Origin of the sequence: Parageobacillus sp. G301, from assembly GCF_030268025.1 — a bacterium.
Lineage (GTDB): Bacteria > Bacillota > Bacilli > Bacillales > Anoxybacillaceae > Parageobacillus_B > Parageobacillus_B toebii.
Map to the genome: position 1 here is coordinate 1,562,925 of NZ_BSDB01000001.1, position 24,963 is coordinate 1,587,887.

The following is a 24,963-nucleotide window of genomic DNA, read 5'->3' on the forward strand; positions in this document are numbered from 1 at the left end:
ACAGCTTTTTCGTCAATGTTAAATCAAAAATATCGCTACAATGGTTGTCACAACAAGTCCAATCGCCACCGGAACCAAGTTTCGGCGCGCCAGCTCAAACGGGTCTACACCGCAAATAGCTGCCGCTGGAATAAGCGCCCACGGAACAAGCGTGCCGCCTCCAACCCAAATTGCCGCAATTTGTCCAAGCGCAGTTAATGTCGCGGCACCGCCGCCAATCGCTGTCGCGAATAAATGAGCAACCGACCCCGTTAACGAAATACCAGAAAATCCTGAACCATCCAATCCTGTGATTGCTCCTACAATCGCTAACGTGACCGCTCCAACTCCATCGCTGAGCGGTACGACATGAGCGAGCGTAATTCCTAGATCGTTCACAATTCCTTGCGATAGTTTAGGCAAGTGTTCTCCGATAATTTTGATAAACCCTGCGTCACCGAGGTAAAAAAACGCCGCGATCGGAATGACCGGTCCAAATACTTTAAAGCCAAATTGAAATCCTTCGATTAAATAATTCGTAATTTCACTAAAACTTTCTTGTTTATGGGCAAAAATGGAAATAAGAATTAAAATAAAAATCGCTGTTCCACCGATTAACGCAGTCGCATCTCCACCTTGCAGGCGCAAATAAAACATTGCGATGACATCTAGAACAAACAAAATCGGAATGATGATCGCCAACATATTTTTCGCTTGATTAGACAACAATTGTTTCGCCTTTTCGATCGCCTCATCCGCTGTCGCCGTTACTTCATTCGCTTCATTAGCAAAATGGCCCCTTTTCATATCACGACGAAGCAATAGAAAGGCAGCAACCGTAGTAACAACTCCCATCACAAACACAAGCGGCACGCTGGCAGAAATGACTTCGGAGACAGGAAGACCAGCGGCATCTGCTGTCAGTTTTGGCGCTCCTTGAATAATAAAATCTCCTGATAGAGCAATACCGTGACCAAATAAATTCATCGCCATCGCCGCTCCTAACGCCGGCAACCCAACACGAATGGCCACAGGGAGTAACACTGCACCTATTAACGCAACTGCGGGAGATGGCCAGAAAAACCAAGAAATGATCATCATCAAAATCCCAATCGTCCAATACGCCCATCCCGGAGTGCGAATAAACCGAGTAAATGGCGAAATCATCACATCATTAATTCCTGTTGTTGTCAGCACTTTGCTCATTGCCACAATAATGGAAATCACTAAAATGGTTGGCAAAAGCTCTGTAATGGCGTAAATAAAGCTATTAAACACCCCGCTAATCGCCGCGCTTAACGAATGGGTCGCTGTAGCGGCTAACAAAAAGATCCCGATAATGCAAATAAGTGATGTATCTTTTCGCGCGATCATAAATCCGATAATAAACACGATAAACGCTAAGTAAATCCAGTGCAGCACCGTTAATTCCACACCCATTTATATTCTCCTTTCCTATATGCTTTCCATTGGTAAATAGGACATTTACCCAACATGGATGTACTACAGCATATGAAAGGAGAATAAAGGTGTGAAACACTTATATACAAAACCCCCGCTTATTCATTCGAAAAAGCGGAGGTGAAAAACGCTTTATTTTTCTTGAACAACCGAATAGGTTGTTACATAAGATGGACGCAGAAATATTTTTTGTTGAGATGGTTTTTGTTCTTCTTTCCGCTGCTCATGCGCTTTGGTGAATGCTTTTGAACGCTGCCAATTTTCAAAATGCTCTTTTCCTTCCCATAATGTCATAATGATATACGTGTCACTAGAAAGCGGACGCAGTACGCGAATCGCAACAAATCCAGGTTCATTTTCAATCAGTCTTGCCCGCTGCACAAAGCGATGCTCAAATAGCGGCCGCCCTTCATCGGTCACCGGAATATTGTTGCATACAACAAACGCTCCGCCCAACTCGCCAACTGCATCGATCACCTCATAACGGCGCGGCTCTTTAAACACCGTTTTGCCATCTGTTTCATGAACCAAAACAGCATCTTCTTCTCTTTCCAACAACAACATTGTTTCGTTCGCATGCATGTCTCTCACTTTTTGCAAATAATCAGCGGTTCCTGTCGTGATGTACATTTTTTTCATAGTTTTCCCTCCCGCTTGCGACGTTTGGAAAGATAATGAAACAGTAGCCAATAACTAAAAACAGCTCCTGCCGTCCATGACGCACCCCATATCCAGCCGGCATAAAGCAGGAATAAAAACAAACTGAAAACAATATTTTGCACCATTAATAAGAAAAAGAGGAGACGGCATACTGCCTGCTTCCGCACATCGTTTGGAAGCGGATATAATCGGATCAACAAGTTTGCCCGGTGATGGTCAATTATCGCAAATAGCTGAAAACCGGTGATGTAAAGAAAAAACAACGACACGGCGATTTTTCCGTATTCGGATGGAACAATATAAAGCAATAACAATCCGATTGCGATTAAACGGATATAAAGACCTAAGTATCCGCCCGCACGGATCAGTGTTCTTGCATACAAATAAAGAAATGTATTTTCTTTATGATACGGAATCATGGAAAGTAGAAAATCAAGCCAGCGCCGGCGTTTCGCCTCCTCTTTCCATTGTGGAACGTCGATAAATAAATTGGCGATACGATAAAATGTACGTACCGCTTTTGCTTCTTGCTCAATGATCCGCTCCCATTTCCATCCTTTTTGCTTTGTTGCTTGCACCAAATAAACCGTTAGGCCTGCAATGATGACACATAGAGCAAGCAAAAACAAAACCGAAGCATGAACAAGCAAAAAGTAAACAAAAAGAGCATTGATCCCAAAGCGGGCGGCCATGCTAAGACGATGGGTAAATGGTTCAATAAAATAATTTCCTTTCCAGCTTATAAACAAATTCCATCCTTTCAAAACAAGCAACACGAAAAACAGCAGCCATAAAGAAACGTCGGAAAACTTCCGGTGAAGCGGTGCTATCGCCAACCATACAAGAAGCAGCCCGTATCCTTGCAAAAGAAAGCTCAGCAAAAAAGCCCGTTGAATATATGGGCGAAGCTTTGCCTCAGCCGGCAATAAAAACACGATATCGGCTTCCTGAAATAACGTGCGCAACGAACCAAACGTCAATATGAAAGAAAAAATCAGTGCGGCAACGATTGGATAAGGAAAATGCGGCGGAAGCGTTTGTACCCAACGATGGTAGGCGACCGCCCCAAAACTGATGCCAATCAGCAATATAAACAATAGATGATCATTCAACATATAGCGCAAATAACGCCGTATTTTTCGCACTTCTTGATAAAGGCGGTCATTCCATAGTTTTTTTCCATCCATCATACGCTTTCTTCCTTTGTTAACGCAATATATAGTTCATCCAACGTTGCCGCTGGAGAAGAAATTTGTTCGCGCAACTCCTCGAGCGTTCCTTTCGCCCTTACTTTTCCGTTATGCAAAATGACAAACGAATCGCAATATTTTTCTGCTGTCGCCAAAATATGTGTCGACATTAAAATGCCCGCCCCTTTTTTCTTCATTTGCTGCATTTGTTCAAGCAAAGAATGAATCGCTAACGGATCAAGACCAACAAACGGCTCGTCAATGATATAAAGCTCTGGCTCCACTAAAAAGGCGCACATAATCATGACTTTCTGCTTCATTCCCTTGGAAAAATGAGCAGGAAACCATTTTAACCTTTTCTCCATACGAAATTCCTTTAATAACGGCGGAAGACGCCGTTCGTATTCATGTTTTTCCAATCCATAAGCCATCGCCGTTAATTGCAAATGTTCCTCCAATGTCAGTTCTTCGTACAAAATAGGTGTTTCTGGTATATATGTAAATTGCGAACGATATACATCCGGCTGTTCCGAAAACGTTTTTCCGTTAATCGTAATCGTCCCTTTCCTCGGTTCCATCAGCCCAATAATATGCTTGATCGTCGTACTTTTTCCCGCGCCGTTTAGACCGATTAAACCAACTATTTCCCCGCGATCGACGGTAAACGAAACATCTTCGAGCACGTTTTGCTTCGTATATCCCCCGTATAAATGTTGAACTTCCAAAAGCGCCATCGCCTGCTTCCTTTCTATTCATAAATTACGGATTACATTTTCATTTTATCAAAGCAACAAATACTTTCCAAAAATTATCTATCTCCTTTTTGCATACATCCTCTTTTCTCGGGCATGATAAATAGCGAAGAGGGGATGAGGAACAGCGCAAATGATGAACTATCCACTTGGAAATGAGGTGTTCACGAAAGACACATTTGTCGAAGTAACACCATTGTAATGCAGTGAGGAAGCGCGAAACTCCTTAAGTAAATGAGGTGTTTGTGAAAGACAAGACCATCGTTCCATTGCTATGAAGCAACGAACCTCTATGTAAGAGCTTAAAGGGGATGGTCATCTTGAACAAAGGAAAACTCACTCTTTAACAACTTTTTTTGCAAATGGGGTGTTCATCAAACGCCATTTTGTTTGAATAAAACCTCTCCCCTTTTCACTAAAGCAGGATGTAATCAATACAAGATTACATCCTGCTCTTTTTATGGTAAAATGGAAGAAAAAAATAGGAAAGGTGGCTTTTTCTAGTGAGTGAATGCATTTTTTGCAAAATTGTAAACGGAGACATCCCAGCGGCAAAAGTGTATGAAGATGAACATGTATTGGCGTTTCTCGACATCAGCCAAGTAACGAAAGGGCATACGCTTGTCATTCCAAAAGTACATAAAGAAAACATTTTTGAGCTCACTCCAGATGTTGCAAGCCACGTCTTTACCGTTGTTCCAAAAATCGCAAACGCGATCAAAAAACAATTTTCCCCAGCCGGCTTAAATTTACTAAACAATAACGGTGAACAAGCAGGGCAAACTGTCTTTCATTATCATGTTCACTTAATCCCTCGTTACGGCAAAGGAGATGGATTTGGCGCTGTATGGAAATCCCATGCAAGCGATTATACGTTTGACGATTTACAAACCATTGCCGCAACAATTCAAAAAGGATTGGAATAAACAAAAGGAAGCGATTCTTACCCGCTTCCTTTTGTTTTTGACCGTTATTTTAACACATCTTGCAAATCTTTATCTTCAATCTCCACTTTTGCATCTTTTATCAGTTTTTCTACTTTTGATTGTACTTTTGCTGGATCCAATTTGCTTCGTTTTACTTCGAATTCGATTTCCTCTTTCATTTCGTTAAACGGCTTTTTCTCCTCTTTATCCGTTACTTTGATGATATGGTAGCCATAGTCTGTTTTCACCGGATCGCTCACTTGTCCTACTTTTAGCTTATAGGCCGCATCTTCAAATTCTTTCACCATTTTTCCAGGTCCAAACCAGCCTAAATCGCCGCCATTCGGTGCTGACCCTGGATCTTGTGAATATTGTTTCGCAAGCTTTGCGAAGTCTTCTCCTTTATCAAGCTTCGTTTTAATTTCTTCTGCTGTCTTTTCATCTTTTACTAAAATGTGGCTCGCTCTAATTTTCGGTTTATAATTCTTATAATAGTCTTTTAACTCTTTATCGGTTACCTTTATATCCTCCATTGCCGCTTTTTGCCGCAAAAGATCCAGTTTCACCATATCCCGGATCGCTTTTTCTCCATTTTGCTGAACGGCTAAATCGTATTGCGTTCCATACATTTCTTTTAAGTTCTCGATTTCTTTATCGATTTCCTTGTTCGTCACTTTATATTTTTTGCTTAATACTTTTTCATGAACAAGGTCACGAATCACTTCCTTGCCTACACGGGCCTTCATTTCATTATAAAATTCTTCTTTTGTAATGTTGCCATCCTTTGTTTTTACAATGGCTTCTGAATCGCCATTATTGCAGGCCGAAAGCCCAAAAACAGCGGCGACGGCTGCAACGATCATCCATTTTCTCATTTGTTCCACAACTCCCACACCAATTTTTTGACAAAAAAAAATTACAACAATAACTATAACATATTTTTCACAAAGAAAAAACTTTTTCCTTTTAGTCATACGCCCATACATGTGTTTTTGCCTTACATATGATGATGATGAAGCATCTGAGGCTGAATTGCTCCTTTTTGAAAGGAGGTGTTACAATGGGCGCACCTTATGCAGGAGGCTTTGCGTTAATTGTTGTGTTGTTTATTTTGTTAATTATTGTTGGATGCTCATGTTTATTCTAATAACCCCTTCCCCTTGTCTACAACACATCTACAAAAAAGCTGGCAGCACAAGCTGTCAGCTTTTTTCTATGTAAATAAAACTTCAAAATAGGAAGAAATTAATAAAATCGTAATAAGAACGTTGATTGTTCGAAAAACACTTGGTTGCTTTTCTTCTGGTATTTCCCTTTGCACGCAAAGGCGAGATGTTAATTGATTAATAAGAAATAAAATAATGACAGCAAGGGGTATAAAGTACACCGTCAAAACCTGTTTCCCCTCCTATTCATGGAAAAAATATTCATAATTACTTATTTACTTTACAATGTTTCTTTTTATAAATCAATATGATTTTTACAGAAAAATCCTTCTCCCCTGAAAAAACTTTTTTATTGGTTGTTTTTCATAAATTAGGTAAAATATACGTAAAAACTTGTCCATTATGTTCGGCAAAAGGAGCGCGCATATGGGAACACTAGAGGAACGAATCGCCAAATTGGAATTCCATCGATCGTTGTTAATGGAAATGGTCGATGAAACAAAAAAACCGTTTTATTATCTTGTTATTAAAGCAAATTTAACAAAAGAAGAAGTAGATGAAGTGCTTGCCCTTTGCGAACAGTTAAGCGAGGAATATGAAAAACAAAAAGCGGAAGGGCTGACGATCTTCACCCCGCTTCTCCTTCATTTCGCGGGAATGCTCCATCCTAGCCTTCCGCTCGAACAGACAGTTGACGCTCTCCTTAAGCAGCAAATGTTTGTCCCCCTAATGACGGAACTGAAAAAGTTAATGAAAACCGTTAGTTAGACTGACTTGTTAGCTCCTTTTCTTTTTCTTTCGATTTCGCGCTTCGTTTCACTAGTTTTCCATCTTGTTCCACAAAATCATTTTTAATGTTTTCAAACGCTCTTTCAAAAATTTCCATAAAGTCATCTCCATAAATATTGCGGATGATACACATCATTTCTAAAATTTCTGGAAACTTTCCATATAGCTCGCGCAGCGGCAGCGCTCCGTTAAACACCGCGTTTTGCGTTGGATCATACGATTCCATTAATTTCAATAATACTTCTTCACCTTTTTCTGTCAGTTCAATGTACGTATTGCGTTTATCGTCTTGTTTTTTCGAAAAGGAAAGCAAGCCTCTCTCTTCTAATTTTTTCGAAAAATTAAACGCCGTGGATACATGCATCACGCCAAATTTTGCAATTTCTGAAATCGACGCCCCTTTAAAATGATATGCAATCCATAAAATATGATGTTCGTTAATGTTTAAGTCAAATGGTTTAATCCATTGCTGCCAGTCTTTTTCGATCGATTTCCAAAGCGCCTTGCTTAACTGAGCAATTCGTTGGCTAAATAGCATCGCCTCTTTTATAGAATAATGTTGCTCTGTCGTTTTCATCGTTTCACCCACTCTTTCCTCACCGTGTTTTTTACTTTCTATTATGCCAGTAAAATAAAAATTAATAAAGATAAAAATGTTTAATTTTTTCATTTTTGTGACCATTCCCCGCCGCTCATAGCTGCAAGATAGCCAACATATAGTAAGCATAGGGGGAGAAAGTGATGATATATATGCAATCGTTTTTTTTTATGATTAGTTTCATATTTTTCTGTCTTTTCATAAATACTCTTTTTTCATTAGCAAAAGCAAAAATGTATCCGCCAAAAATAGTATTAAAACAGCGCGCTTTTGGTTATATTGGAATAGCATTTTTTTGCTTTGTCACTGCTTGGCTTCTTGGATATGTATAGCGTGATAGCAAAAAACCCGACCAAGATGATGATCGGGTTTTTTGCGATTGTTACGCATGCGCTGTAATGTTCATCCGCTTAAAAATGGACAAGGCAATTGGATAGATAATCACCATCACAATCGTATTAATCACAGCCGCCGGCAATACAACGGTCAGAAATAAAGCAGAAAAAGCTGCCCCGCCTGGCAATCCGACCAACAAAAGCGCAGCGGTTAAAAAGATCGTGCCAGAAATAATCGTGCCAACCGCTGTTAATATTGCGGCAGAAATCACCGTTTGACCATACTTTTTCAAAAGCAACACAAACGCGAAGAATACAAAAGCGGTAATCGTTTTGTCAATGATATTTGGAACTTGTCCCCCTGGGAATCCTGTTGTCATCGCGGAAATAATGCCTGTCACAATTCCAACAAGCCCCACTGCTTTAACATTCGGAAACAACAAAATAGCCAAAAACATCATTGTCAGCATCATGTCCGGCTTCATCCCAAAGAAAATTCCCGGAATGACCGCGTGCAATACTGCACCAATTCCGACTAACAATGCCAATGAAACTAGTACTCTCGTATTCATGCTCATCTCTCCTCGTCTATTCTTTCCTAAGCTCCTCTAATAGTGCATTTGCACCTATTACGAGAATCTTTCTATTATTATATCACTTTGCAGTGTAAAAGTGAAGTGGAAATTTTCAGTTAAATTTCCGATAGAAATCATTCATAAATTCCGCTAACGCTTCACACGCTTCAAGCGGCACTGCATTATAAATCGATGCGCGGCAGCCTCCAACAGAACGATGGCCGGCTAGTCCAACAAATCCTTTTTCTTTTGCCTCCGCCAAAAATTTCTTCGTTAATTCTTCATTTGGCAGCCTAAATGTCACGTTCATAAGCGAACGGCTTTCCTTTTCCGCATGTGGGGCATAAAACCCGTTGCTTGCATCAATCGCTTCGTATACGACAGCCGCTTTTTCTTTATTGCGCGCTTCGATCGCTTTCACACCGCCTTCTTCCTCGACCCATTCGAGTACGAGAGAAAGCATATAAATCGCAAACGTTGGCGGCGTATTGTATAATGAGTTACTTGAGCTGTACGTGCGATAATCGAGCATCGTCGGCAAGTTATCCGGAATGCGCTCCAATAAGTCATTGCGGATAATTACCACCGTCACGCCAGACGGCCCAAGATTTTTTTGCGCCCCCGCATAAATTAATGCAAATTGCTCAACATTGATTTCCCTGCTTAAAATATCGCTCGACATATCGGCAATAAGATCAACCGGCAAATCTGGGAATTCATGCCATTGTGTACCGAAGATCGTATTGTTGGAGGTAATATGTAAATACGCTGCGTTTTCGGAAAGCTGAATGTCTTCCGGATGCGGAATGTACGTATAATTCGCTTCTTTGCTTGATGCGGCGATATGAGTTTTCCCAACCTTCTTTGCCTCTTTCAGCGCTTTTTCCGACCACGATCCTGTTAACACGTAATTAGCGACATGGTCTTTTCCAAGCAAATTCATCGGCACCATCGAAAACTGCAGGCTCGCTCCGCCTTGCAAAAACAAGACGTCATGGGTATCAGGAATGTTCATCAGCCGTTTCAGCCGCTCTTTGGCGCTGTTGTGCACCGCATCGTATTCTTTGCTGCGATGGCTCAGCTCCATCACGGACATCCCTGTATTTTGAAAATTAAGCAATTCCGCTTGCGCCCGCTCTAATACCGGAAGCGGCAACGCTGACGGTCCCGCGTTGAAATTATACGCCCGTTTCATTTTTCATCCCCCATTTTATTTCTTTAATGAATAAGAGTTACTATTATCCTAACACGAATTCCAAAAAAATAAAGAGAATTTTTCAAAAAATAAAGTCCTTGTTGGCTACAAGGACTTCGCCTGCTTGCGCCGCTCCCGCTCCTTGCGGATGCGCTCCATATAAATTTCTCCCTCTTTTTCAATAAATGCTTCATCGATTTCTCTCTCTTTCGCTGCTGTTCTTACTGCCATGTAACCGCTAAAAATAATTCCCGCAACAACTAAATAAATCCACCATGGCATGCTAAGCATTAACATCCCCCTTTTTCTGGCTTGTCTTACTAAACTATACGCACAAAATCAATGATCTATGCATAAAGAAAGAGGCGGAAAATACCACCTCTTTCGTATTGCGCAATGCTTATTCTTTGCTTGCTGTTTTCAGGCGCTTATGAATGATGCAAGAAGCCCACTGCCTTAGCCGTTGGGGAGAAGGCTTTATGATGTCCTCCCTCTTTCTTGCATTGAAACAGAAGAAAAAATTGGTTTATAAAATGAACGATTCTCTAATGCATAAATTCGTTCCGTAAACTCGCCCGGCTTTATTTTTTCAAGCGCTCGATCGATCATATTCATTTTCGCATCCAAATTGTCAATGTAATGAAGAATTTCTGCTTCTTTCACCATTGGCGGCTTCGGACTGCCCCATTCCGCTTTTCCGTGATGGGAAAGCACCATATGTTGCAGCACAACCACTTCTTCCCCGCTGATGCCAAGATGCTCGGCGGCTTTGCTAATTTCACTTACCATAATCGAAATATGTCCAAGCAGCTTGCCTTCAAGCGTATACGAGGCGGATACCGGACCGGACAATTCAATCACTTTGCCAAGATCGTGCAAAATCACCCCAGCATACAATAAATCTTTATTCAAAGATGGATACAGCTTAGCAAGCGCTTTTGCCAATTCTAGCATCGAAACAACATGATACGCCAATCCGGAAATAAATTCGTGATGATTTTTCGTTGCCGCCGGATAGTCAAAAAATTTCTGTTCGTATTTTTTTAATAAATAGCGCGTAATCCGCTGGATATTTGGATTTTGCATCGCAAATATGTATTCTGTAATTTTTTCCATCATGTCTTCCCGTTTCATTGGCGCCGTCTCGAGAAAATCGGATACACGGACAGCATCCCCTTCGTGAGCGAGACGAATCGAGCGGATTTTCAGCTGCATTTTGCCTCGGTAATTATGAATGTCGCCCAATACTTTGACAATGCTTTCTGGCACGTAGACACTTTCATCTTCCGGAGACACATCCCATAGTTTCGCTTCAATATCTCCTGTTTTGTCTTGCAAAATCAATGTTAAAAACGGTTTCCCGTTACTGGCGATTCCCTTTGTCACCGATTTAATGAGCAAATACACATCGACTTGCTCGCCAACCTCATAATGAACAATTCCTTTCGCCAACCTTTTCCCTCCGTTTCCGTATTTGCGTATAGTTAAGTATACCACATGTGTGCAAAACGCAAAAAGAAAACCTTGCCTTAAGCAAGGCCTTACTTTTTCGTCAATTGCACCGCTTTTTTCATATCTTTCAGTGAACCAGCTTTTCCGTACATGAGCACCCCGCCGCGATACACTTTCGAGCCGAAAAAGGCAAGCAAGCCAATCGTAGCGATTAATAAAACAAGGCTGAGCGCCACTTCCCAAACTGGAACGGGCAGTAACCCAACACGCAAAAACATAATCATTGGCGTGAAAAACGGAATAAATGATGTCACCATAATAAAGGACGATTCTGGAGCGTTTAAGCCAAACATCGCAATCATAAACGCGGCAATGACAACAATCATCACCGGCGTAATCATTTGCTGCACGTCTTCCACGCGGCTGACGAGTGAACCAAGCACGGCAAATAATGTCGCATATAAGAAATAACCTAAAAGGAAGAAAATAATCGCATACACAAACGTCGAGATAGGAAGATGATCAAAACCGAGAAATTTCCACAATTCTTGCCCGCTGCTTTTCAGCGCCGTGAAGCCAACCGCAAATAAAATCGCAAACTGTGTTAAACTAAGAAGCGCAACCCCTAGGATTTTCCCGAACAGCTGCTGGATCGGGTGAACGCTTGATACCAAAATTTCCATGACGCGCGACGACTTTTCCGTCGCCACCTCTGTGGAAATCATGCCTCCGTACATGAGAACAAACATGTACATCGCAAACAGCAGCACGTAAACGAGAACGCGCGCCTGATTCAACTCTTCCTCCGTTTTCGCGTTTTTTTCCAATGCCACTTTTTCAAACGGCACCGGTTCATACAATTGCGCGATTTGTTCTTGCTTCAGGCCGATTTTTGCCGTCGCAATTGCCGTTTTTAACTGCTGGAGCGCTTGCTCAAGCTTGCTTGGCGTATCGCTGTCGGCAATCGTGTTCGCGTAATATGCTGCTTTCGGCAGCTGCTTCTCATCGGCGGAAACTACGAGGAGCGCATCCCATTTGCCATTGCGGACATCCGCCTTTGCCTTTTCTTCCGAGCCGGTCACCTTCTTTAACTTGAGATCGTCGTGTTTTGCTTGTTTCAGCTGTGCCTCAAGCGGTTCGTAAAACGCTCCTGTTGTATCGATGACCGCCACCATTGTTTTTTCATCCTTCGTAAAAAATTGAATAATATGCTGGATATTCGCCATCGTAAAAACAAAGAGACTCGTAATAATCGTTGTGATGATAAACGATTTCGCTTTCAGCTTTGTCGTATACGTATGCCAAAGTACAATCCAAAACTTATTCATACGCCGCACCTACTTTTTCAATGAAAATATCGTTTAACGAAGGCTCTTCTAGCGCAAACTTGCGAATAAATCCTTTGTTGGCGATATGGGAAAGAATTTTTTGCGACACGTCTTCGTTTTCGATTTGCAAATGCACGCCTTCCGCTGTCCGCTTCATTTTGACAACCCCTGGGAACTCCGCCAGCTCATCAAGCGGCATATCGGCATGAATAATAATGTTCTTTTTACCAAAAGACCGCTTCACTTCTTTCAACGACCCGTATACGACCGGCCGACCGCGGTGCATAATGCAAAGATGCTCGCACAACTCTTCGACATGCTCCATACGGTGGCTCGAAAAGACAATCGTCGTTCCATTGTTTTTTAAATCGATGACTGCTTCTTTTAGCAACTCGACATTGACCGGATCGAGTCCGCTAAACGGCTCGTCTAAGATTAGTAGCTTCGGCTTATGCAACACAGCGGCGATAAATTGAATTTTTTGCTGATTCCCTTTCGACAGTTCCTCAACCCGCTTGTCCGCGTACTCCGGCACGTTAAACCGCTCAAGCCACGCTTCCATTTCTTTTATAATCGTTGCTTTATCCATGCCGCGCAGCCTGCCTAAATAAATAAGCTGTTCCTTTACTTTCAGTTTCGGGTACAGACCGCGCTCTTCCGGCAAATAACCGATGAGATGGCTTTTCGAGTAGTCGATTTTTTCTCCATTCCACGTAATCGTTCCTTCCGTTGGTTCCAGCAAGCCTAAAATCATGCGAAACGTTGTCGTCTTTCCCGCCCCGTTCGCGCCAAGAAATCCGAACAAGTTTCCTTCCGGAATCGTTAACGTGACATCGTTGACCGCAGTCACTGTGCCAAACCGCTTTGTCACATGCGCTAACTGTAACGACATTCTCACTCCCCCAATTTTAGATAAAATTTCCACTAAATCATACACGTTTATCATAGCGAAAAGTTTCATCATTTAGAAGGAATTTTTTTAAAAATAGCAAAATAATAATATGAATCACCATTCAGCAAAGGGGGACACTACTATGCCAACGTATACGTTAACGGCATTTGAGAAAAACGGGGAGAAATTGTTGGATGAAACGTTCGAAGCCGCGAACGATGAGGAAGCGAAAAAAATCGGCGAACAAAAATTGCGCGAACATAACTGCCACGATAAAACGCACCGCTGCGTAACATCAAGCGGAAAGCTGATTTTATTCCACCGCTGACATGAATAAAACCCGGTTGCCGAAAGCAATCGGGTTTTGAACAGAAAGGACGGGAAAAACAATGAAAGATATGCATAAAACGCAACAGGCAGAACAGCTTCACCATGATGAGGACAAAGTCTTTGCACCTACCGAAGACTTACAAAGGATCGAAGGAGGCGTATGGAATCAAAAGAGCTTTCGCCCGGATTCACAGCCGAAAAGAATTAGATGGATTGGATATGTGATTGTTGGTTTTGTTCTTATGACGATGGCTATTGTTATCCTAAATTTCTTCAACGAATGATCTCTCCATCTTCGTTTACGTCTATAAAACTACAAAAAACAGGCCCCAGACATTTGTCCGAAGCCTGTCATCACTGCTGTTCCCTCTATCCAAACAACGCCTCCAGCATTTTCAGTTTTTCGTTCGTGTAATGGACAAAATTTTCGTTATACGCCTTCGGTTCTTTCGGATTGGCAAAGCGGGTAATTTTCCGCGTCTTCGGATCGACAAACTTGCTGGACGCACCGCAGCCAAGCCCGATAATCGACTGTTGTTCTTCCATAATCATAATGTTGTAAATGCTTTCTTTCCCCGGCAAGGCGTATCCGACGTTTTCGAGGTTGCCGAGAATGTTTTTTTGCCGGTACAGATAGTAAGGGACATAGCCGTGCCGCTTCGTCCACTCTTGGGCCGCTTTCATCATTTCGCTGATTTCGTCGCGGTCGGCGACTTTGTATTTCGCTTTGTTTTTTGTCATTTCCGACGCTCGTTTAAACGAAAGCGTATGCACCGTTAACGACTCTGGCATGAGTTTTTCCGTTTGCGCCAATGTATAGGAAAATTCTTTTATCCCTTCCCCCGGAAGCCCGATAATTAAATCCATGTTAATGTTGTTCATGCCCATCTCGCGGGCGAGATGAAACTTTTCAATCGTTTCGTCTACCGTATGGTGACGGCCGATTGCTTTTAGCGTTTCTTGAATGTAAGACTGTGGGTTAATGCTGATGCGATCGATGTTCCACTTTTTAAGCACATTCAGTTTCTCTGGTGTGATCGTGTCCGGACGCCCCGCCTCGACCGTGATTTCGCGGACACGCTCGACATTTGGGAATGACTGATACATTTCCGCATACAGTCGGTCCATTTCTTCGGCGGTGATGCTTGTTGGCGTGCCGCCGCCGTAATAAATCGTCGTAATGTTGATGCCGCGCTCTTTTAAAAAACGGCCGACTTCCCGCATTTCGTAATGCAACCCAGCTAAAAAGGCGTCGACGGAACCTTGGCGCCCGCCAATCGCATACGCTGGGAATGTACAATACGCGCATTTCGTCGGGCAAAACGGAATGCCGATATAAATGCTTACTTCATGGGCGAGGTCATATAAATCTGGCACGACTGTAAGCTGGCGGTCGACGATTTCCTGCATCAGCTCAATTTTTTCTTCTGTTACTAAATAATCTTCGCGAAGCTGACGGTGCGCTTCCTCTTTTGAAAGACCGGAACGCAGCTTTTGATGCAACAGTTTTACCGGACGTATTCCTGTCAACACTCCCCATTGTTGAATCAGACCGGTATATTGCTGCAATAACGTCAAATATACATGAAACACCGTATATTTTATTTGTTTGAAACGATCTTTCTCCTCAAGATAGCCGGATACGTCTTTTTCATGATCCGCTTCATATTTATTTCCCGTTAATTTTTCCATCAATATTCCATGCACATGAACACGCTTGTCGCCGTCTATCGAAAGCACAACTGCTATATCTGCGTCGTGAACCGATTCAAATACCAGCTCATATTCTTCAAAAAATAATCCTGTGATTACCTCCAACGGACGTTGAAACCGCTCGACATCATGTAATCCTTGAATTTGAACGCGCAATGACATCACCTTTCCCAGTCAAGCTTATTTAAGTGTACAGAAGGCAATTCGCCCTCGTCAAGTAGCTAGATTCGCCAATGAAAAAAGCTGGGACCAATATGATATGATCCCCTTATAGTAGACAGAAAAAAGAAAGCCAATTAATCTGTCTACTATGGAGGGGATTTTTCTATGGGGAAAATACGAAAAACATATGATACAAAGTTTAAAAAGAAAGCTGTGGATTTATATTTGGAAGAGGGCATGGGATACGAAACGGTGGCGAAAGAATTGGGAATTAGCCATTCCATGGTACGTCGATGGGTGAAACGCTATGAACAGGAAGGAATACAAGGTCTGGAGGAAAAACGGGGCAAAGCAAAAGGACCAAATAAAGGAAGACCGAGAACTCGTCCGGAAGATCCTGAAACGAAAATCAAGCGTCTGGAGGCGGAAGTAGAGATGCTAAAAAAGCTCTTAAAGAGGTGAAAGGGGGGATGGAAGCCGTACCAGCTCACAAAAAGTTCGCGATCATTCAAGAAATGGCTGGGTGTTATGGTTCGATTCAACTATTATGTGAGATAGCAGGCGTATCTCGAAGCGGATATTACAAGTGGGTAAAACGACAGGAACGCCCTTCTCAGAAGCACTTGGAAGACGAGCAGCTAAAGGAAAAAATCAAAGAGTGCCATGAAGAAGTGAAAGGAATCTACGGGTATCGGAGGGTTCAAGTTTGGCTGAAACGGAAATACCAACTGGATATCAACCATAAACGAGTACAAAGGCTGATGAGGGAGATGGGAATCCGGGCGGTGATTCGGAAGAAACGGCCTTATTACGGAAAGAAAGAGCCTTATGTGATTTCGGACAATCATCTAAACCGAGATTTCCACGCGTCAAAGCCAAACGAGAAGTGGGTTACAGATATTACCTATTTAATTTTTAATGGGCAAAAACTCTATTTGTCCGCTATTAAAGACCTATACAATAATGAAATCGTGGCTTATCATATCAGCGAAAGAAATGACATCAAACTGGTCATCGACACGCTAAAAAAGGCCATAAAAAAACGGAATGTAAATGGACTACTCCTCCATAGTGATCAGGGGTTCCAGTATACATCCCGCCAATACAACAACCTACTAAAAAGATACAATATAAAGGCCAGTATGTCCAGAAAAGGAAACTGCTTGGACAATGCCTGCATGGAAAACTTCTTCAGCCATTTCAAGGCAGAGTGTTTTCATCTGTACTCATTCCGCACGGCCGAAGAAGTGAAGGATGCCGTACACAAATATATTCGTTTTTATAACCATCAACGTTTCCAAAAGAAATTAAATAACCTGAGTCCTTATGAATATAGGACTCAGGCTACTTAAATGTGCTTTTTTATTCCTGTCTACTTGACAGGGGTCACTTCAATATATCCCAGCTTTCCCTTTATCGTTTTATTTTTAATTTCCGCAGAAATTCTGGTCGCAGCTGCTTGCGGAAATGTTCTTTAATCATGTAGGCGACACCGAGCTGTTCGTTCGAACGTGTCACCCAGTCAGCTGCTTTTTTCACTTCCGCTGGCGCATTTCCCATTGCAACTCCTAGACCAACAGCTTCAATCGCTGGCATGTCGTCGAAACCATCGCCGATTACAACCATTTCTTTTAAAGAAATCCCTAAATGATTGCCAAGGCGCTGCAATCCTGCGAGTTTTGACACGCCCTGCGGCACAATTTCGATCTTTTCATTTGGGTGCATAATCATATCAATGGTCGGGAACGCTTTTGCTAATACCGACATGGCCTCATTCCTTTCTCGTTCGTTGGCAAAATAGACATCGATTTTCGGAACGGCCACTGGTTCATCCATCAATATATTGCCGAGCGAATCGACAAACTGCGTCGGATAAAAAAACGGATCGCCTGATGATAATACCGTTTTTACGACTAAATTTTTTTGCACTTTGTTCCGATTGCCGATCGAATAGCGCTCATGCATCAATCGAATGTTGCAATTGTAATTTTCAAGCACCTGCACAATGTTAAATGTCCGTTCTTCCGGAATAAGTGCTTCAAATATTTTTTCCTTTAGTGATTTTCCAATTATTGCACCTTGAAATGTGATCAATTCGCTATCCAATTTTAACGCTTTTGCCACTTTCCGTGCCGCGAGCAAATTTCGGCTCGTCATTAACGTCACGTAAACTCCTTTTCGTTTCACATATTCTACTGCTTCTTTTGTTTCCCTTTGCAGGCGGCCGTTGTTTTTTAAAATCGTTCCATCAATATTGAGAGCAAGCAATTTGTACATCGCTGTCTCCCCCTTTTCGAAAAAGTTGAATCTTGCCCCTCTTTGCGTTCGGCGTTCTTTTCTTTTTGAATTGTTTCGCCCTCCGCTTTTCTTCCCTGTCTAGCTTCAGCTCGCCTCCGCTTTTCTTCCTATCACTTCATAGCTATGATAAAACGGACAAAAAAAGAACACTCAATACGAGTGTTCACATTTATTCTGCGAATGAACGATATAGTTCCTCTAGCGGTTTCATCGTGATTTGTTGAATATCGGCTAAAACCATGCTCATTCGTTGTTCAAGCGTCATCAGCTGGGCAAGCTTTTCGTTTTGCTGGGTGAGCGCCATCGCTTTTTGCGCTTGCTCGATTTCTTCCGGTAAAATTTCAGCACCAGTCATCTGTTTTTCATGAAGGCGCATTTGCAAGTTGCGGAAATTCGTAAATAGGCGATACGCGGTTTCGTCGCGGCGCACCGCTTCGTACGCCTGCTTTAATTGTTGAAAATCACTGCTTGTACGGATTGCCTGCTCCAGCTGCTCGGCAAGGACATAGAGTTGATTGGACATAAAAAAGCCTCCTATAAAAAAGTAACGTATCACTATCATAACGTATGCGCCGAGAAAAAGCGATATGACTAACAAAAATTTGATAATCCGGACGGAACGGCATTTTGATTTCAAGTGTGTTTGTCACTCCACCGTTCATCAAGTCACCCCATGTTTCTCTCCTTTCACGTATGTTTTGCAATCACCAATATTAGGCGAAAATCATACGATACGATATGAAATAGAGTTTGTGTAACGAAAGCACAAATGAGGGAGAACAATGAACCATCCCCAAGCTATCGCCGTAATGACAGAAATTTTTCATACGGACTCACACGTTCACTTTGGATCCATACATGAATTTTGCAAGGAATTAGCGGAATATAGCAAGCAGCATCACCTAACTTTATATGTTACATCTTTATCGATGTACTTAGAAAATGAACGAGTTGGCTATCAGTTGATCAATGGGGAATGGACAAAAACGGAAGTCCCGCCGGCAAAAGTGATCTATAACCGCATTCATTCACGAAAAGTAGAATTAACCAGCTTATTTGAACGTCTTATTCAAAAGCTAAAAGATGAACATGTTCTTATGTTTAATCACCGTTTTTTGCATAAATGGGAAGTGCACGAATGTTTGATGAACCATCCGTACTTGCATCCGTATTTGCCAAAAACGGAGTTACTCACAAAGAAACAAATGCTCGACGACTTTCTTGAGCAATTTCCAGTCGTTTTTATTAAACCAATTTACGGAAGCCAAGGGCGCCATATTTTGCGCATTGAAAAAACAGAAGGCGAGTTTCGCCTTGACTATTCCACGTTCATGAAAGATATGATGCAACAATATCCTTCTACTTCTGCATTGTTTGCAGTCTTGAAAGAACGAATAAAGGTAGCATCCATCATTCAGCAAGGCATTGCCCTCCAGACGATGGAAGGACGTCCCGTTGATTTCCGGCTGTCATGCCACCGCATTCATGACAGCAAATGGCGCTTAACATCCGCTATCGCACGCGTCGCCCAGCAAGAACAATTTGTCGCCAATCTTGCCCGCGGCGGGGAAATCGTTTCAATAGATGCAGTATTGCAGCAATGGTATGAACAAAACAGAGCGTTCCAGCAAAAAATGCTGTTAAAAGAAATCGCGCTCGAAGTAGCTTCCGTATTAGCAAATGAAGCCGACGGATTATATGGAGAGTTCGGCATTGATTTAGCGATCGACCAAGAAAACAAACCATGGATTATCGAAGTAAACACAAAACCATCCAAACAGACCGATATGGCAATGTCAAATCGCCTTATTCGGCCTTCCGCTAAAGCGATTATTGACTATTGTTTATCGCTTATCGAGCAAAAGGAGTGAGTACAATTGATTTCTCTTGGATTTGTCACCGTCTATGATCAACAAGAAGTAAAGTATTCCACAGAAGTTGCCAAGCGGGCTGATCGTTATGGCATTACCGTATACCGCTTTACCCCTTTTGATATTGACCCGTTAACGGAAAAAGTGCGCGGCCTGCAATTTGATAACACTAAGCAATCATGGATAGAAAGCACATTTGACATTCCCTCCTTTTTATATGACCGTTGCTTTTATCGTGCGGATGACCGCTCGAAAAAAAGCAAACCGATCGTACAATGGCTAAAACATCGGTCAGATATTACGTTTTTAGGACACGGATTCCCAAGCAAATGGGAATTGTACAAGAAGGTCATTGAACATCCATTGCTTTCCCCGTATATTCCCAAAACAGAACATCTTCAATCCGCTATGGATGTACTGCGCATGATCCGGAAAGAAAAAGCTGTTATTTGCAAGCCTGAACACGGCTCGCGCGGCAAGGGCATTTATGTCATAAAACAAATGAAGAACTTACTTCATATTTTAGATGCAAGTGGTCAAACAATTGCCCATATCAGACGAGAAAACGATTTGCAACGGTGGATTAATGATTTACTTCAACACAACTCATACCTTATTCAGCCGTTTTTGCCTTTACAGACGAAGAAAAACGAGCCGTTCGATATCCGTTTTCTCTTCCAAAAAAACGAACGAGGCAAATGGAGCGAACGAGGCAGAGCGGTGCGAATCGGGCAGCCTGGAACAATGATTGCCAATGTCAGTGCCGGAGCTTCCATTTTCGATTTTTCGAAATGGATCAACCAAGTTTCTTCCCCACAACGCCTTTTTATCACCGATGGAATCGAAACGATTACAAACGTGTTGCCATCCTACTTGGAAGAGCAATTTGGCCCATTGTTTGAACTAGGTCTTGATCTCGGGATTACTGAGGAAGGCGCTGTATGGATCATTGATATGAATTCGAAGCCAGGCCGAAAAATTATTACTGCACTCACTCCTGAAAACTGTGATGTCTACGAAGCACCGCTTCGCTATTGTCTGTTTCTCGCAAACGAGGTGAATATCTCATGAAATATACATTAACGATACAAGAGGCGGAAGAAAATACGATTTATCTTCCGCCCGATATTTCGCTCTCCGGGCAAACGATGGCCGCGTTCGGAAGCATGTCCACCGCATGCCGCTTTGTTTCGTCCCCGGTTTTAGACAAACATATCGTTATCACAAACGATGTTGCCAAACGCTTACAAATCCCATTTTCTTCCGACATTCATCTATTTCTCACTGAAGACACCGTCCATCTTGGTCCGCTCATTGGCATTTTTACCGCAGGGTTTACGAAATCGCCGCTTCGTCCGGTGGGAAAACGGAGCTTTTTCTTTGCGAAGCTGCTTTCACAAGAGAAAAAAGTCGGTGGATTTGCTTTTGTTTTTGGCGCTCATCATATTCATTGGGAGAAAGGAACGATAACGGGGTATTTTTATACAGAAAAAGGTTGGATTCAGCATGAAGTTCCGTTTCCTACCGTTATCTATAATCGCTTGCCAAACCGTCGAATTGAAAACGATGAAACATTTCAGGCAATTAAAGAAACATTAAAAAAAGAATACGGAATCCCTTGGTTTAACGAAAACTTTTTTAATAAATGGGAAATATACCGTCTGCTTGAAAAACATCCATTATCCCGGCCGTACCTTCCAAACACGTCTTTTTATCCTACGATCGAGACCGCCGATCAATTTTTAAAACGTTATGGCGAAGCATATTTAAAGCCCGCCAACGGCAGTCTCGGTTTAGGTATTTACCATCTTTTGAAGAAAAACAAGAAGTATGAATGCCGATTTCGAGATGAACATGGAACTAACCGGTCGCAAACCTTTCCAACATTATCATCTTTGTGGGAAAGCGTTTTTTCACAAAAAAAATTAGATTCATATATTATCCAACAAGGGATTCGCCTCATGGAAGTCAACGGAAGAAAATTCGATTTTCGCGTTCATACAAATAAAAACGAAGAAGGGGTTTGGCAGGTGAGCGCGATCGCTGCAAAAATCGCGGAAAAAAGAAGCGTTACGACCCATATTAACAATGGGGGCATCGTAAAAACGATCGAAGAAATTTTCCCAGATCGAAGCACTCGCAACCATATCATAAGGCAACTTCATGACACCGTTCTTACCCTAAGCGGTTGTCTGGAGGAACAGCTTCAGATGAACATTGGTGAAATCGGATTTGATCTTGGAATCGACCAACAATATCGGATTTGGATGTTTGAAGCAAATTCGAAGCCGGGACGATGCATTTTTAAACATCCGAAGCTAAAGCGATATGATGAACTAACAGCGATGCTCTCTCTTGCGTACGCCGTTTATTTAAGTAAAAAAGTAATTGATGAACCAGAGGCGTTATTCACATGACGATCATTTGCTACAATGAAAAAAAACAACAATGGTTTCATCAAGATGAAGGCCGTACCTGCGTTTTTGGATACCAACATCCATTGTCTTTTTCTAACGAATTGCCGTCTTTTTCATTTCACGTAAAAGAACAGCGGGGAAAAGTAGGACCGCTTGTCGGCATTATGATTAGCGAATCTTCCATTCCCGCTTTGTTAAAACGAAAAAAACGATATATCGAGCTGATCACCACTTCCTTGCAAGAAGCGGGAAGTATCGCTATCGTTTTACCATTTAGCTCTATCTATGAAAAATTCGTTCAAGGATATGTATTTGTTCGCGACCTCGGGCAGTGGGTGCCTGTTACCGCCCCTCTTCCCGACGTTTTTTACAACCGAATCAAAAGCAGATCAGAAGAAAAAACAGACGAATTCCAACGAATCATCGCATTTTTAAACAACCTTCGCATTCCATTTTTTAATCGTTCTTTTTTTACAAAGTGGGAATTATACGAGACATTACAAAAAAACGACCAATTGCGCCCGCATTTGCCAGCTACGCTTCTAGTTCATGATACGGACGATATACGAAAAATGCTGCAAATATACGGAAGTGTATACGTTAAACCAAACGAAGGAGCAAAAGGAGAAGGGCTGTTTCGCTTAACTTCTTCTCCTTTACAAACACACATCCTTTACGAACAAATAAATGTTCGAAAAACACTCACTTCCCTTGACGAACTCACTCCTCTTTTTTCATCGAAACGCTATATTGTCCAACAAGCAATTGACATTGATACATGGAAAGGAAATCGGTATGATTTGCGTGTTCTCGTTCATTATCACCACGGCGCTTATGCAATCAGCGGCATTGGTGTGCGGATGGCGCAAGTGCAACGACTGACAACACACGTCCTAAACGGCGGAAAACTTCTGCCGTATTCCGAAGTGAAACATCGGATCGATGAAGCCCTTTTATGTAACCTAATTTCCGAGTGCGGGAAAGAAATGAACAAGCATTTCGGTTTTATTGGCGAGTTTTCTGCGGATATTGGCCTTAGCAAAGATGGACAATTGTACGTGTACGAACTGAACGCCAAACCGATGATTTTCGACGAACCAGATATTCAACGCCATGGTGCCAAACAGCTTATTTCCCTATTTGATGAACTAGCTGGTTTTTTATCATCGTAAAAAATAGCTGGCTATATTGAATGGCCTGCTGTAATGAATGATCTGCCGCTTTTTGTGCGGCTCCCGATAACATCTCACTTGCTTTTTGACACAACATTCCTTTTTTTAATTCATTCGAACAAAGCGCATACAACAGTTCGGAAACCGAAGCTATTACAATTTTTTCATTGTCGCTTTTTTCATATGTCCCGGCAAGTAAATAGTGAATATATTGCCATAGCTTATATTGACGTGTTATATCCTCTAAATACAAAATAAATTGTTGTTTCCACGTTTCATCGCTCACTATTTCTGCCATCTGTTCTGCTAGTTGCGTTGATGTTCTTGTTATGTACAGCAGTTGTTTCACCGTGCGTATCATCGTGTTCCCTCCTTGCTTGTCCTGCTTTTTGACATATATATGATGAATACGAATAATCTATGCTTTTATAATACAAACTACAAAAAAACAAGGAGGAACGCATTATGACGGAACGAAACAAACGGAATCATCAAGATTCTCAATATGAAGGACGCGATGAACACTATATGGATATCGACCGTATGATCAATGAGGGAATGGCAGGGGGCTATGTCCACGGCCACGGTGATGCCGTAAACATCGAGGAAGCGCGCGACTTAACAAAAGAAGAACCTCCTCATGAAACAACGTAGCCATTCAAAAACCGATTTTCCTTTTTATTGGGAAAATCGGTTTTTCTTTTTGTATAATAAGTGAAAGGAAATCATTCAGATGTAGAAAGGAAACATCGCCATGCTCAAACAGCTAAAATCCTACTATAAGGATGCAATCGTCATTAATGAACAAGTAGCCGACACTGATGCATATGAATGGTTTTATACGAAAGATGGAGATAAAATCGGAATTTGCAAACAACGTCTATCGAAACAGGAAAAACAGCTATTATCGATTTTTCTCACGCCGATTCCCGATGTCAGCCGTACGATTAGCGATGAAGAAATGGCGTGGCATCGTTGGGTCATGCATGGAGATTCAACGTTGCTGCAGCATCTTTCCTCCCACTCCCCGTATTATCGCTTTATTCATTTTTTCATAAAAGGTTCTGTTGTCAACAAAGATGATTTTTTCGATGTCATCAGCGGATTGTTTTCCGAACACATTGTTATCGTTTGGGAACACGATTACCGAGGTGTCATTATTGAAAAAAAACAAAAACCAACCCTAGATCCTTTGCCGTTTGCTGAAATTATTGATACATTATCTACCGATTTTTATGTCACCATTCATCTATTTATCGGGCACATCCATCCATATGATGACCATCTTTATGAATTATTTTGCCACGAAAAACAATGTTTCCAGCTAGCACAAACGTATATGCCAACACAAACGGTATATCAGATGGAAGATATGATTCCGCTATTGCTTATCCATGGTTCCTCGGAACTTCAAATGATCAAGAAGTCGCTTCCTTTTCTCGAAACATTGGATGCCGAGTCACTTCATATCATCAAAACGTTTTTTCAATGCAATCTAAACGTTTCCTTAGCGGCAAAAAAGTTATATATGCACCGCAACAGTTTACAATATCGCATTGATAAATTTATTGAAAAAACAGGAATCGATATTAAACATTTTAAAGGAGCGGTCGCTGTGTATTTAGCGATATTATTGCAGCAATATGCGGACAATTGAACTACAGTGAAGCCGGGAACTCACCATACGAGGCAAGCGCATAGT

31 protein-coding genes are annotated in these 24,963 nt (G+C 41.9%); 14 read left to right on the forward strand and 17 right to left on the reverse strand.

The genetic code is table 11. The features are described from left to right. Positions 1 to 18: 18 nt before the first annotated feature. The 4 genes from QSJ37_RS07920 to QSJ37_RS07935 form a co-directional block, all read right to left on the reverse strand. Entirely contained in the window at positions 19 to 1,419 is a 1,401-nt protein-coding gene (locus QSJ37_RS07920) for a hypothetical protein (protein WP_285754610.1), read from the reverse strand. Between the two features lie 153 nt (positions 1,420 to 1,572). After that, a complete protein-coding gene (locus tag QSJ37_RS07925; RefSeq protein WP_285754611.1) occupies positions 1,573 to 2,079 on the reverse strand; it encodes an antibiotic biosynthesis monooxygenase family protein in 507 nt (168 codons plus the stop codon). Further along, entirely contained in the window at positions 2,076 to 3,290 is a 1,215-nt protein-coding gene (locus QSJ37_RS07930) for an ABC transporter permease (protein WP_285754612.1), read from the reverse strand. The genes QSJ37_RS07925 and QSJ37_RS07930 overlap by 4 nt, the downstream gene beginning before the upstream one ends. Next, positions 3,287 to 4,024: an ABC transporter ATP-binding protein gene (locus tag QSJ37_RS07935; protein ID WP_285754613.1), complete on the reverse strand. Its 738-nt coding sequence runs from the start codon at positions 4,022 to 4,024 to the stop codon at positions 3,287 to 3,289. Before QSJ37_RS07935 ends, QSJ37_RS07930 begins: the two co-directional genes overlap by 4 nt. Positions 4,025 to 4,545: 521 nt before the next feature. On the opposite strand from QSJ37_RS07935, the gene QSJ37_RS07940 reads away from it, so the two are divergent. After that, the gene (locus tag QSJ37_RS07940; protein ID WP_012749339.1) at positions 4,546 to 4,968 is read left to right on the forward strand and encodes an HIT family protein; all 423 of its coding nucleotides are present in this window, start codon (positions 4,546 to 4,548) and stop codon (positions 4,966 to 4,968) included. Between the two features lie 44 nt (positions 4,969 to 5,012). Here QSJ37_RS07940 and QSJ37_RS07945 read toward each other — a convergent pair whose 3' ends face one another. Further along, a complete protein-coding gene (locus QSJ37_RS07945; protein WP_285754614.1) occupies positions 5,013 to 5,843 on the reverse strand; it encodes a peptidylprolyl isomerase in 831 nt (276 codons plus the stop codon). A 185-nt stretch (positions 5,844 to 6,028) separates the two neighbouring features. Between QSJ37_RS07945 and QSJ37_RS07950 the strand changes: the two genes are divergently transcribed. After that, a complete protein-coding gene (locus tag QSJ37_RS07950) occupies positions 6,029 to 6,115 on the forward strand; it encodes a YjcZ family sporulation protein (RefSeq protein ID WP_073967926.1) in 87 nt (28 codons plus the stop codon). A 66-nt stretch (positions 6,116 to 6,181) separates the two neighbouring features. Here QSJ37_RS07950 and QSJ37_RS07955 read toward each other — a convergent pair whose 3' ends face one another. Next, the gene (locus QSJ37_RS07955) at positions 6,182 to 6,361 is read right to left on the reverse strand and encodes a hypothetical protein (RefSeq protein ID WP_090948649.1); all 180 of its coding nucleotides are present in this window, start codon (positions 6,359 to 6,361) and stop codon (positions 6,182 to 6,184) included. A gap of 199 nt (positions 6,362 to 6,560) precedes the next feature. Here QSJ37_RS07955 and QSJ37_RS07960 point away from each other — a divergent pair, with 199 nt between their 5' ends. Continuing rightward, positions 6,561 to 6,902: a YhaI family protein gene (locus QSJ37_RS07960; protein ID WP_012749336.1), complete on the forward strand. Its 342-nt coding sequence runs from the start codon at positions 6,561 to 6,563 to the stop codon at positions 6,900 to 6,902. Here the strand turns inward: QSJ37_RS07960 and QSJ37_RS07965 are convergent. After that, complete coding sequence (locus QSJ37_RS07965; RefSeq protein ID WP_285754615.1) at positions 6,895 to 7,500, reverse strand: HTH-type transcriptional regulator Hpr; 606 nt, start codon at positions 7,498 to 7,500, stop codon at positions 6,895 to 6,897. The genes QSJ37_RS07960 and QSJ37_RS07965 overlap by 8 nt on opposite strands. A 173-nt stretch (positions 7,501 to 7,673) precedes the next feature. Between QSJ37_RS07965 and yhzF the strand changes: the two genes are divergently transcribed. Beyond that, entirely contained in the window at positions 7,674 to 7,853 is a 180-nt protein-coding gene (yhzF, locus tag QSJ37_RS18050; RefSeq protein WP_483313590.1) for a membrane protein YhzF, read from the forward strand. A gap of 50 nt (positions 7,854 to 7,903) precedes the next feature. Here yhzF and QSJ37_RS07970 read toward each other — a convergent pair whose 3' ends face one another. From QSJ37_RS07970 to QSJ37_RS07995, 6 genes are all read right to left on the reverse strand, one after another. Beyond that, entirely contained in the window at positions 7,904 to 8,428 is a 525-nt protein-coding gene (locus QSJ37_RS07970; protein ID WP_285754616.1) for a tryptophan transporter, read from the reverse strand. A 115-nt stretch (positions 8,429 to 8,543) separates the two neighbouring features. Continuing rightward, positions 8,544 to 9,626 carry a 3-phosphoserine/phosphohydroxythreonine transaminase gene (gene serC / locus QSJ37_RS07975; RefSeq protein WP_285754617.1) on the reverse strand — a complete coding sequence of 361 codons (1,083 nt, stop codon included), beginning with the start codon at positions 9,624 to 9,626 and terminating at the stop codon, positions 8,544 to 8,546. Positions 9,627 to 9,731: 105 nt separating this feature from the next. Then, a complete protein-coding gene (locus QSJ37_RS07980; RefSeq protein ID WP_285754618.1) occupies positions 9,732 to 9,917 on the reverse strand; it encodes a sporulation YhaL family protein in 186 nt (61 codons plus the stop codon). Between the two features lie 186 nt (positions 9,918 to 10,103). Then, positions 10,104 to 11,078, reverse strand: a complete 975-nt coding sequence (gene yhaM, locus QSJ37_RS07985; RefSeq protein ID WP_285754619.1) for a 3'-5' exoribonuclease YhaM — start codon at positions 11,076 to 11,078, stop codon at positions 10,104 to 10,106. A gap of 89 nt (positions 11,079 to 11,167) precedes the next feature. Continuing rightward, positions 11,168 to 12,406, reverse strand: a complete 1,239-nt coding sequence (locus QSJ37_RS07990; protein ID WP_285754620.1) for an ABC transporter permease — start codon at positions 12,404 to 12,406, stop codon at positions 11,168 to 11,170. Further along, the gene (locus QSJ37_RS07995; RefSeq protein ID WP_285754621.1) at positions 12,399 to 13,298 is read right to left on the reverse strand and encodes an ABC transporter ATP-binding protein; all 900 of its coding nucleotides are present in this window, start codon (positions 13,296 to 13,298) and stop codon (positions 12,399 to 12,401) included. Before QSJ37_RS07995 ends, QSJ37_RS07990 begins: the two co-directional genes overlap by 8 nt. A gap of 142 nt (positions 13,299 to 13,440) precedes the next feature. On the opposite strand from QSJ37_RS07995, the gene QSJ37_RS08000 reads away from it, so the two are divergent. Together QSJ37_RS08000 and QSJ37_RS08005 are read left to right on the forward strand one after the other, a co-directional pair. Beyond that, positions 13,441 to 13,626 carry a YhzD family protein gene (locus QSJ37_RS08000; protein WP_285754622.1) on the forward strand — a complete coding sequence of 62 codons (186 nt, stop codon included), beginning with the start codon at positions 13,441 to 13,443 and terminating at the stop codon, positions 13,624 to 13,626. A 61-nt stretch (positions 13,627 to 13,687) separates the two neighbouring features. Then, entirely contained in the window at positions 13,688 to 13,912 is a 225-nt protein-coding gene (locus QSJ37_RS08005; RefSeq protein ID WP_285754623.1) for a hypothetical protein, read from the forward strand. Between the two features lie 85 nt (positions 13,913 to 13,997). Here QSJ37_RS08005 and QSJ37_RS08010 read toward each other — a convergent pair whose 3' ends face one another. Next, the gene (locus QSJ37_RS08010; protein ID WP_285754624.1) at positions 13,998 to 15,503 is read right to left on the reverse strand and encodes a coproporphyrinogen III oxidase; all 1,506 of its coding nucleotides are present in this window, start codon (positions 15,501 to 15,503) and stop codon (positions 13,998 to 14,000) included. A 165-nt stretch (positions 15,504 to 15,668) separates the two neighbouring features. Here QSJ37_RS08010 and QSJ37_RS08015 point away from each other — a divergent pair, with 165 nt between their 5' ends. After that, entirely contained in the window at positions 15,669 to 15,965 is a 297-nt protein-coding gene (locus QSJ37_RS08015) for a transposase (protein WP_285753360.1), read from the forward strand. A gap of 8 nt (positions 15,966 to 15,973) precedes the next feature. Beyond that, the gene (locus QSJ37_RS08020; RefSeq protein ID WP_285753359.1) at positions 15,974 to 16,855 is read left to right on the forward strand and encodes an IS3 family transposase; all 882 of its coding nucleotides are present in this window, start codon (positions 15,974 to 15,976) and stop codon (positions 16,853 to 16,855) included. A gap of 61 nt (positions 16,856 to 16,916) precedes the next feature. On the opposite strand, the gene QSJ37_RS08025 is transcribed toward QSJ37_RS08020, so the two are convergent. Then, positions 16,917 to 17,780, reverse strand: coding sequence for a Cof-type HAD-IIB family hydrolase (locus QSJ37_RS08025; protein WP_285754625.1), 864 nt, complete (start codon positions 17,778 to 17,780; stop codon positions 16,917 to 16,919). Positions 17,781 to 17,970: 190 nt separating this feature from the next. Next, positions 17,971 to 18,324, reverse strand: coding sequence for a YlbF/YmcA family competence regulator (locus QSJ37_RS08030; RefSeq protein WP_285754626.1), 354 nt, complete (start codon positions 18,322 to 18,324; stop codon positions 17,971 to 17,973). A gap of 259 nt (positions 18,325 to 18,583) precedes the next feature. On the opposite strand from QSJ37_RS08030, the gene QSJ37_RS08035 reads away from it, so the two are divergent. Genes QSJ37_RS08035 through QSJ37_RS08050 form a run of 4 tightly spaced genes read left to right on the forward strand, consistent with a single transcriptional unit; the run spans position 18,584 to position 23,261 of the window. Beyond that, complete coding sequence (locus QSJ37_RS08035; RefSeq protein WP_285754627.1) at positions 18,584 to 19,672, forward strand: YheC/YheD family endospore coat-associated protein; 1,089 nt, start codon at positions 18,584 to 18,586, stop codon at positions 19,670 to 19,672. Between the two features lie 6 nt (positions 19,673 to 19,678). After that, positions 19,679 to 20,743 carry a YheC/YheD family endospore coat-associated protein gene (locus tag QSJ37_RS08040; RefSeq protein ID WP_285754628.1) on the forward strand — a complete coding sequence of 355 codons (1,065 nt, stop codon included), beginning with the start codon at positions 19,679 to 19,681 and terminating at the stop codon, positions 20,741 to 20,743. Further along, positions 20,740 to 22,089, forward strand: a complete 1,350-nt coding sequence (locus QSJ37_RS08045; protein ID WP_285754629.1) for a YheC/YheD family endospore coat-associated protein — start codon at positions 20,740 to 20,742, stop codon at positions 22,087 to 22,089. Before QSJ37_RS08040 ends, QSJ37_RS08045 begins: the two co-directional genes overlap by 4 nt. Beyond that, positions 22,086 to 23,261 carry a YheC/YheD family endospore coat-associated protein gene (locus QSJ37_RS08050; RefSeq protein WP_285754630.1) on the forward strand — a complete coding sequence of 392 codons (1,176 nt, stop codon included), beginning with the start codon at positions 22,086 to 22,088 and terminating at the stop codon, positions 23,259 to 23,261. The genes QSJ37_RS08045 and QSJ37_RS08050 overlap by 4 nt, the downstream gene beginning before the upstream one ends. Here the strand turns inward: QSJ37_RS08050 and QSJ37_RS08055 are convergent. After that, positions 23,218 to 23,622, reverse strand: a complete 405-nt coding sequence (locus QSJ37_RS08055; RefSeq protein WP_285754631.1) for a hypothetical protein — start codon at positions 23,620 to 23,622, stop codon at positions 23,218 to 23,220. The two genes, QSJ37_RS08050 and QSJ37_RS08055, sit on opposite strands and share 44 nt — an antisense overlap. A gap of 104 nt (positions 23,623 to 23,726) precedes the next feature. Between QSJ37_RS08055 and QSJ37_RS08060 the strand changes: the two genes are divergently transcribed. Then, positions 23,727 to 23,915: a hypothetical protein gene (locus QSJ37_RS08060; protein WP_285754632.1), complete on the forward strand. Its 189-nt coding sequence runs from the start codon at positions 23,727 to 23,729 to the stop codon at positions 23,913 to 23,915. A 100-nt stretch (positions 23,916 to 24,015) separates the two neighbouring features. Continuing rightward, positions 24,016 to 24,918, forward strand: a complete 903-nt coding sequence (locus QSJ37_RS08065; protein ID WP_285754633.1) for a PucR family transcriptional regulator — start codon at positions 24,016 to 24,018, stop codon at positions 24,916 to 24,918. Positions 24,919 to 24,963: the final 45 nt, after the last annotated feature.

What these genes read in the sequence shown, in the direction of transcription:
- QSJ37_RS08025 (WP_285754625.1), bottom strand. Translation starts at nt 17,780, where the DNA reads ATGTACAAATTGCTTGCTCTCAATATTGATGGAACGATTTTAAAAAAC.
- QSJ37_RS07970 (WP_285754616.1), bottom strand. Translation starts at nt 8,428, where the DNA reads ATGAATACGAGAGTACTAGTTTCATTGGCATTGTTAGTCGGAATTGGT.
- QSJ37_RS07990 (WP_285754620.1), bottom strand. Translation starts at nt 12,406, where the DNA reads ATGAATAAGTTTTGGATTGTACTTTGGCATACGTATACGACAAAGCTG.
- QSJ37_RS07925 (WP_285754611.1), bottom strand. Translation starts at nt 2,079, where the DNA reads ATGAAAAAAATGTACATCACGACAGGAACCGCTGATTATTTGCAAAAA.
- QSJ37_RS07930 (WP_285754612.1), bottom strand. Translation starts at nt 3,290, where the DNA reads ATGATGGATGGAAAAAAACTATGGAATGACCGCCTTTATCAAGAAGTG.
- QSJ37_RS08030 (WP_285754626.1), bottom strand. Translation starts at nt 18,324, where the DNA reads ATGTCCAATCAACTCTATGTCCTTGCCGAGCAGCTGGAGCAGGCAATC.
- QSJ37_RS08055 (WP_285754631.1), bottom strand. Translation starts at nt 23,622, where the DNA reads ATGATACGCACGGTGAAACAACTGCTGTACATAACAAGAACATCAACG.
- QSJ37_RS08005 (WP_285754623.1), top strand. Translation starts at nt 13,688, where the DNA reads ATGAAAGATATGCATAAAACGCAACAGGCAGAACAGCTTCACCATGAT.
- QSJ37_RS07945 (WP_285754614.1), bottom strand. Translation starts at nt 5,843, where the DNA reads ATGAGAAAATGGATGATCGTTGCAGCCGTCGCCGCTGTTTTTGGGCTT.
- QSJ37_RS08050 (WP_285754630.1), top strand. Translation starts at nt 22,086, where the DNA reads ATGACGATCATTTGCTACAATGAAAAAAAACAACAATGGTTTCATCAA.
- QSJ37_RS07980 (WP_285754618.1), bottom strand. Translation starts at nt 9,917, where the DNA reads ATGCTTAGCATGCCATGGTGGATTTATTTAGTTGTTGCGGGAATTATT.
- QSJ37_RS08010 (WP_285754624.1), bottom strand. Translation starts at nt 15,503, where the DNA reads ATGTCATTGCGCGTTCAAATTCAAGGATTACATGATGTCGAGCGGTTT.
- QSJ37_RS08020 (WP_285753359.1), top strand. Translation starts at nt 15,974, where the DNA reads ATGGAAGCCGTACCAGCTCACAAAAAGTTCGCGATCATTCAAGAAATG.
- QSJ37_RS07920 (WP_285754610.1), bottom strand. Translation starts at nt 1,419, where the DNA reads ATGGGTGTGGAATTAACGGTGCTGCACTGGATTTACTTAGCGTTTATC.
- QSJ37_RS08000 (WP_285754622.1), top strand. Translation starts at nt 13,441, where the DNA reads ATGCCAACGTATACGTTAACGGCATTTGAGAAAAACGGGGAGAAATTG.
- QSJ37_RS07950 (WP_073967926.1), top strand. Translation starts at nt 6,029, where the DNA reads ATGGGCGCACCTTATGCAGGAGGCTTTGCGTTAATTGTTGTGTTGTTT.
- serC (WP_285754617.1), bottom strand. Translation starts at nt 9,626, where the DNA reads ATGAAACGGGCGTATAATTTCAACGCGGGACCGTCAGCGTTGCCGCTT.
- QSJ37_RS08015 (WP_285753360.1), top strand. Translation starts at nt 15,669, where the DNA reads ATGGGGAAAATACGAAAAACATATGATACAAAGTTTAAAAAGAAAGCT.
- QSJ37_RS07965 (WP_285754615.1), bottom strand. Translation starts at nt 7,500, where the DNA reads ATGAAAACGACAGAGCAACATTATTCTATAAAAGAGGCGATGCTATTT.
- QSJ37_RS07935 (WP_285754613.1), bottom strand. Translation starts at nt 4,024, where the DNA reads ATGGCGCTTTTGGAAGTTCAACATTTATACGGGGGATATACGAAGCAA.
- QSJ37_RS07995 (WP_285754621.1), bottom strand. Translation starts at nt 13,298, where the DNA reads ATGTCGTTACAGTTAGCGCATGTGACAAAGCGGTTTGGCACAGTGACT.
- QSJ37_RS08035 (WP_285754627.1), top strand. Translation starts at nt 18,584, where the DNA reads ATGAACCATCCCCAAGCTATCGCCGTAATGACAGAAATTTTTCATACG.
- yhzF (WP_483313590.1), top strand. Translation starts at nt 7,674, where the DNA reads ATGCAATCGTTTTTTTTTATGATTAGTTTCATATTTTTCTGTCTTTTC.
- QSJ37_RS08065 (WP_285754633.1), top strand. Translation starts at nt 24,016, where the DNA reads ATGCTCAAACAGCTAAAATCCTACTATAAGGATGCAATCGTCATTAAT.
- QSJ37_RS07960 (WP_012749336.1), top strand. Translation starts at nt 6,561, where the DNA reads ATGGGAACACTAGAGGAACGAATCGCCAAATTGGAATTCCATCGATCG.
- QSJ37_RS08045 (WP_285754629.1), top strand. Translation starts at nt 20,740, where the DNA reads ATGAAATATACATTAACGATACAAGAGGCGGAAGAAAATACGATTTAT.
- QSJ37_RS08060 (WP_285754632.1), top strand. Translation starts at nt 23,727, where the DNA reads ATGACGGAACGAAACAAACGGAATCATCAAGATTCTCAATATGAAGGA.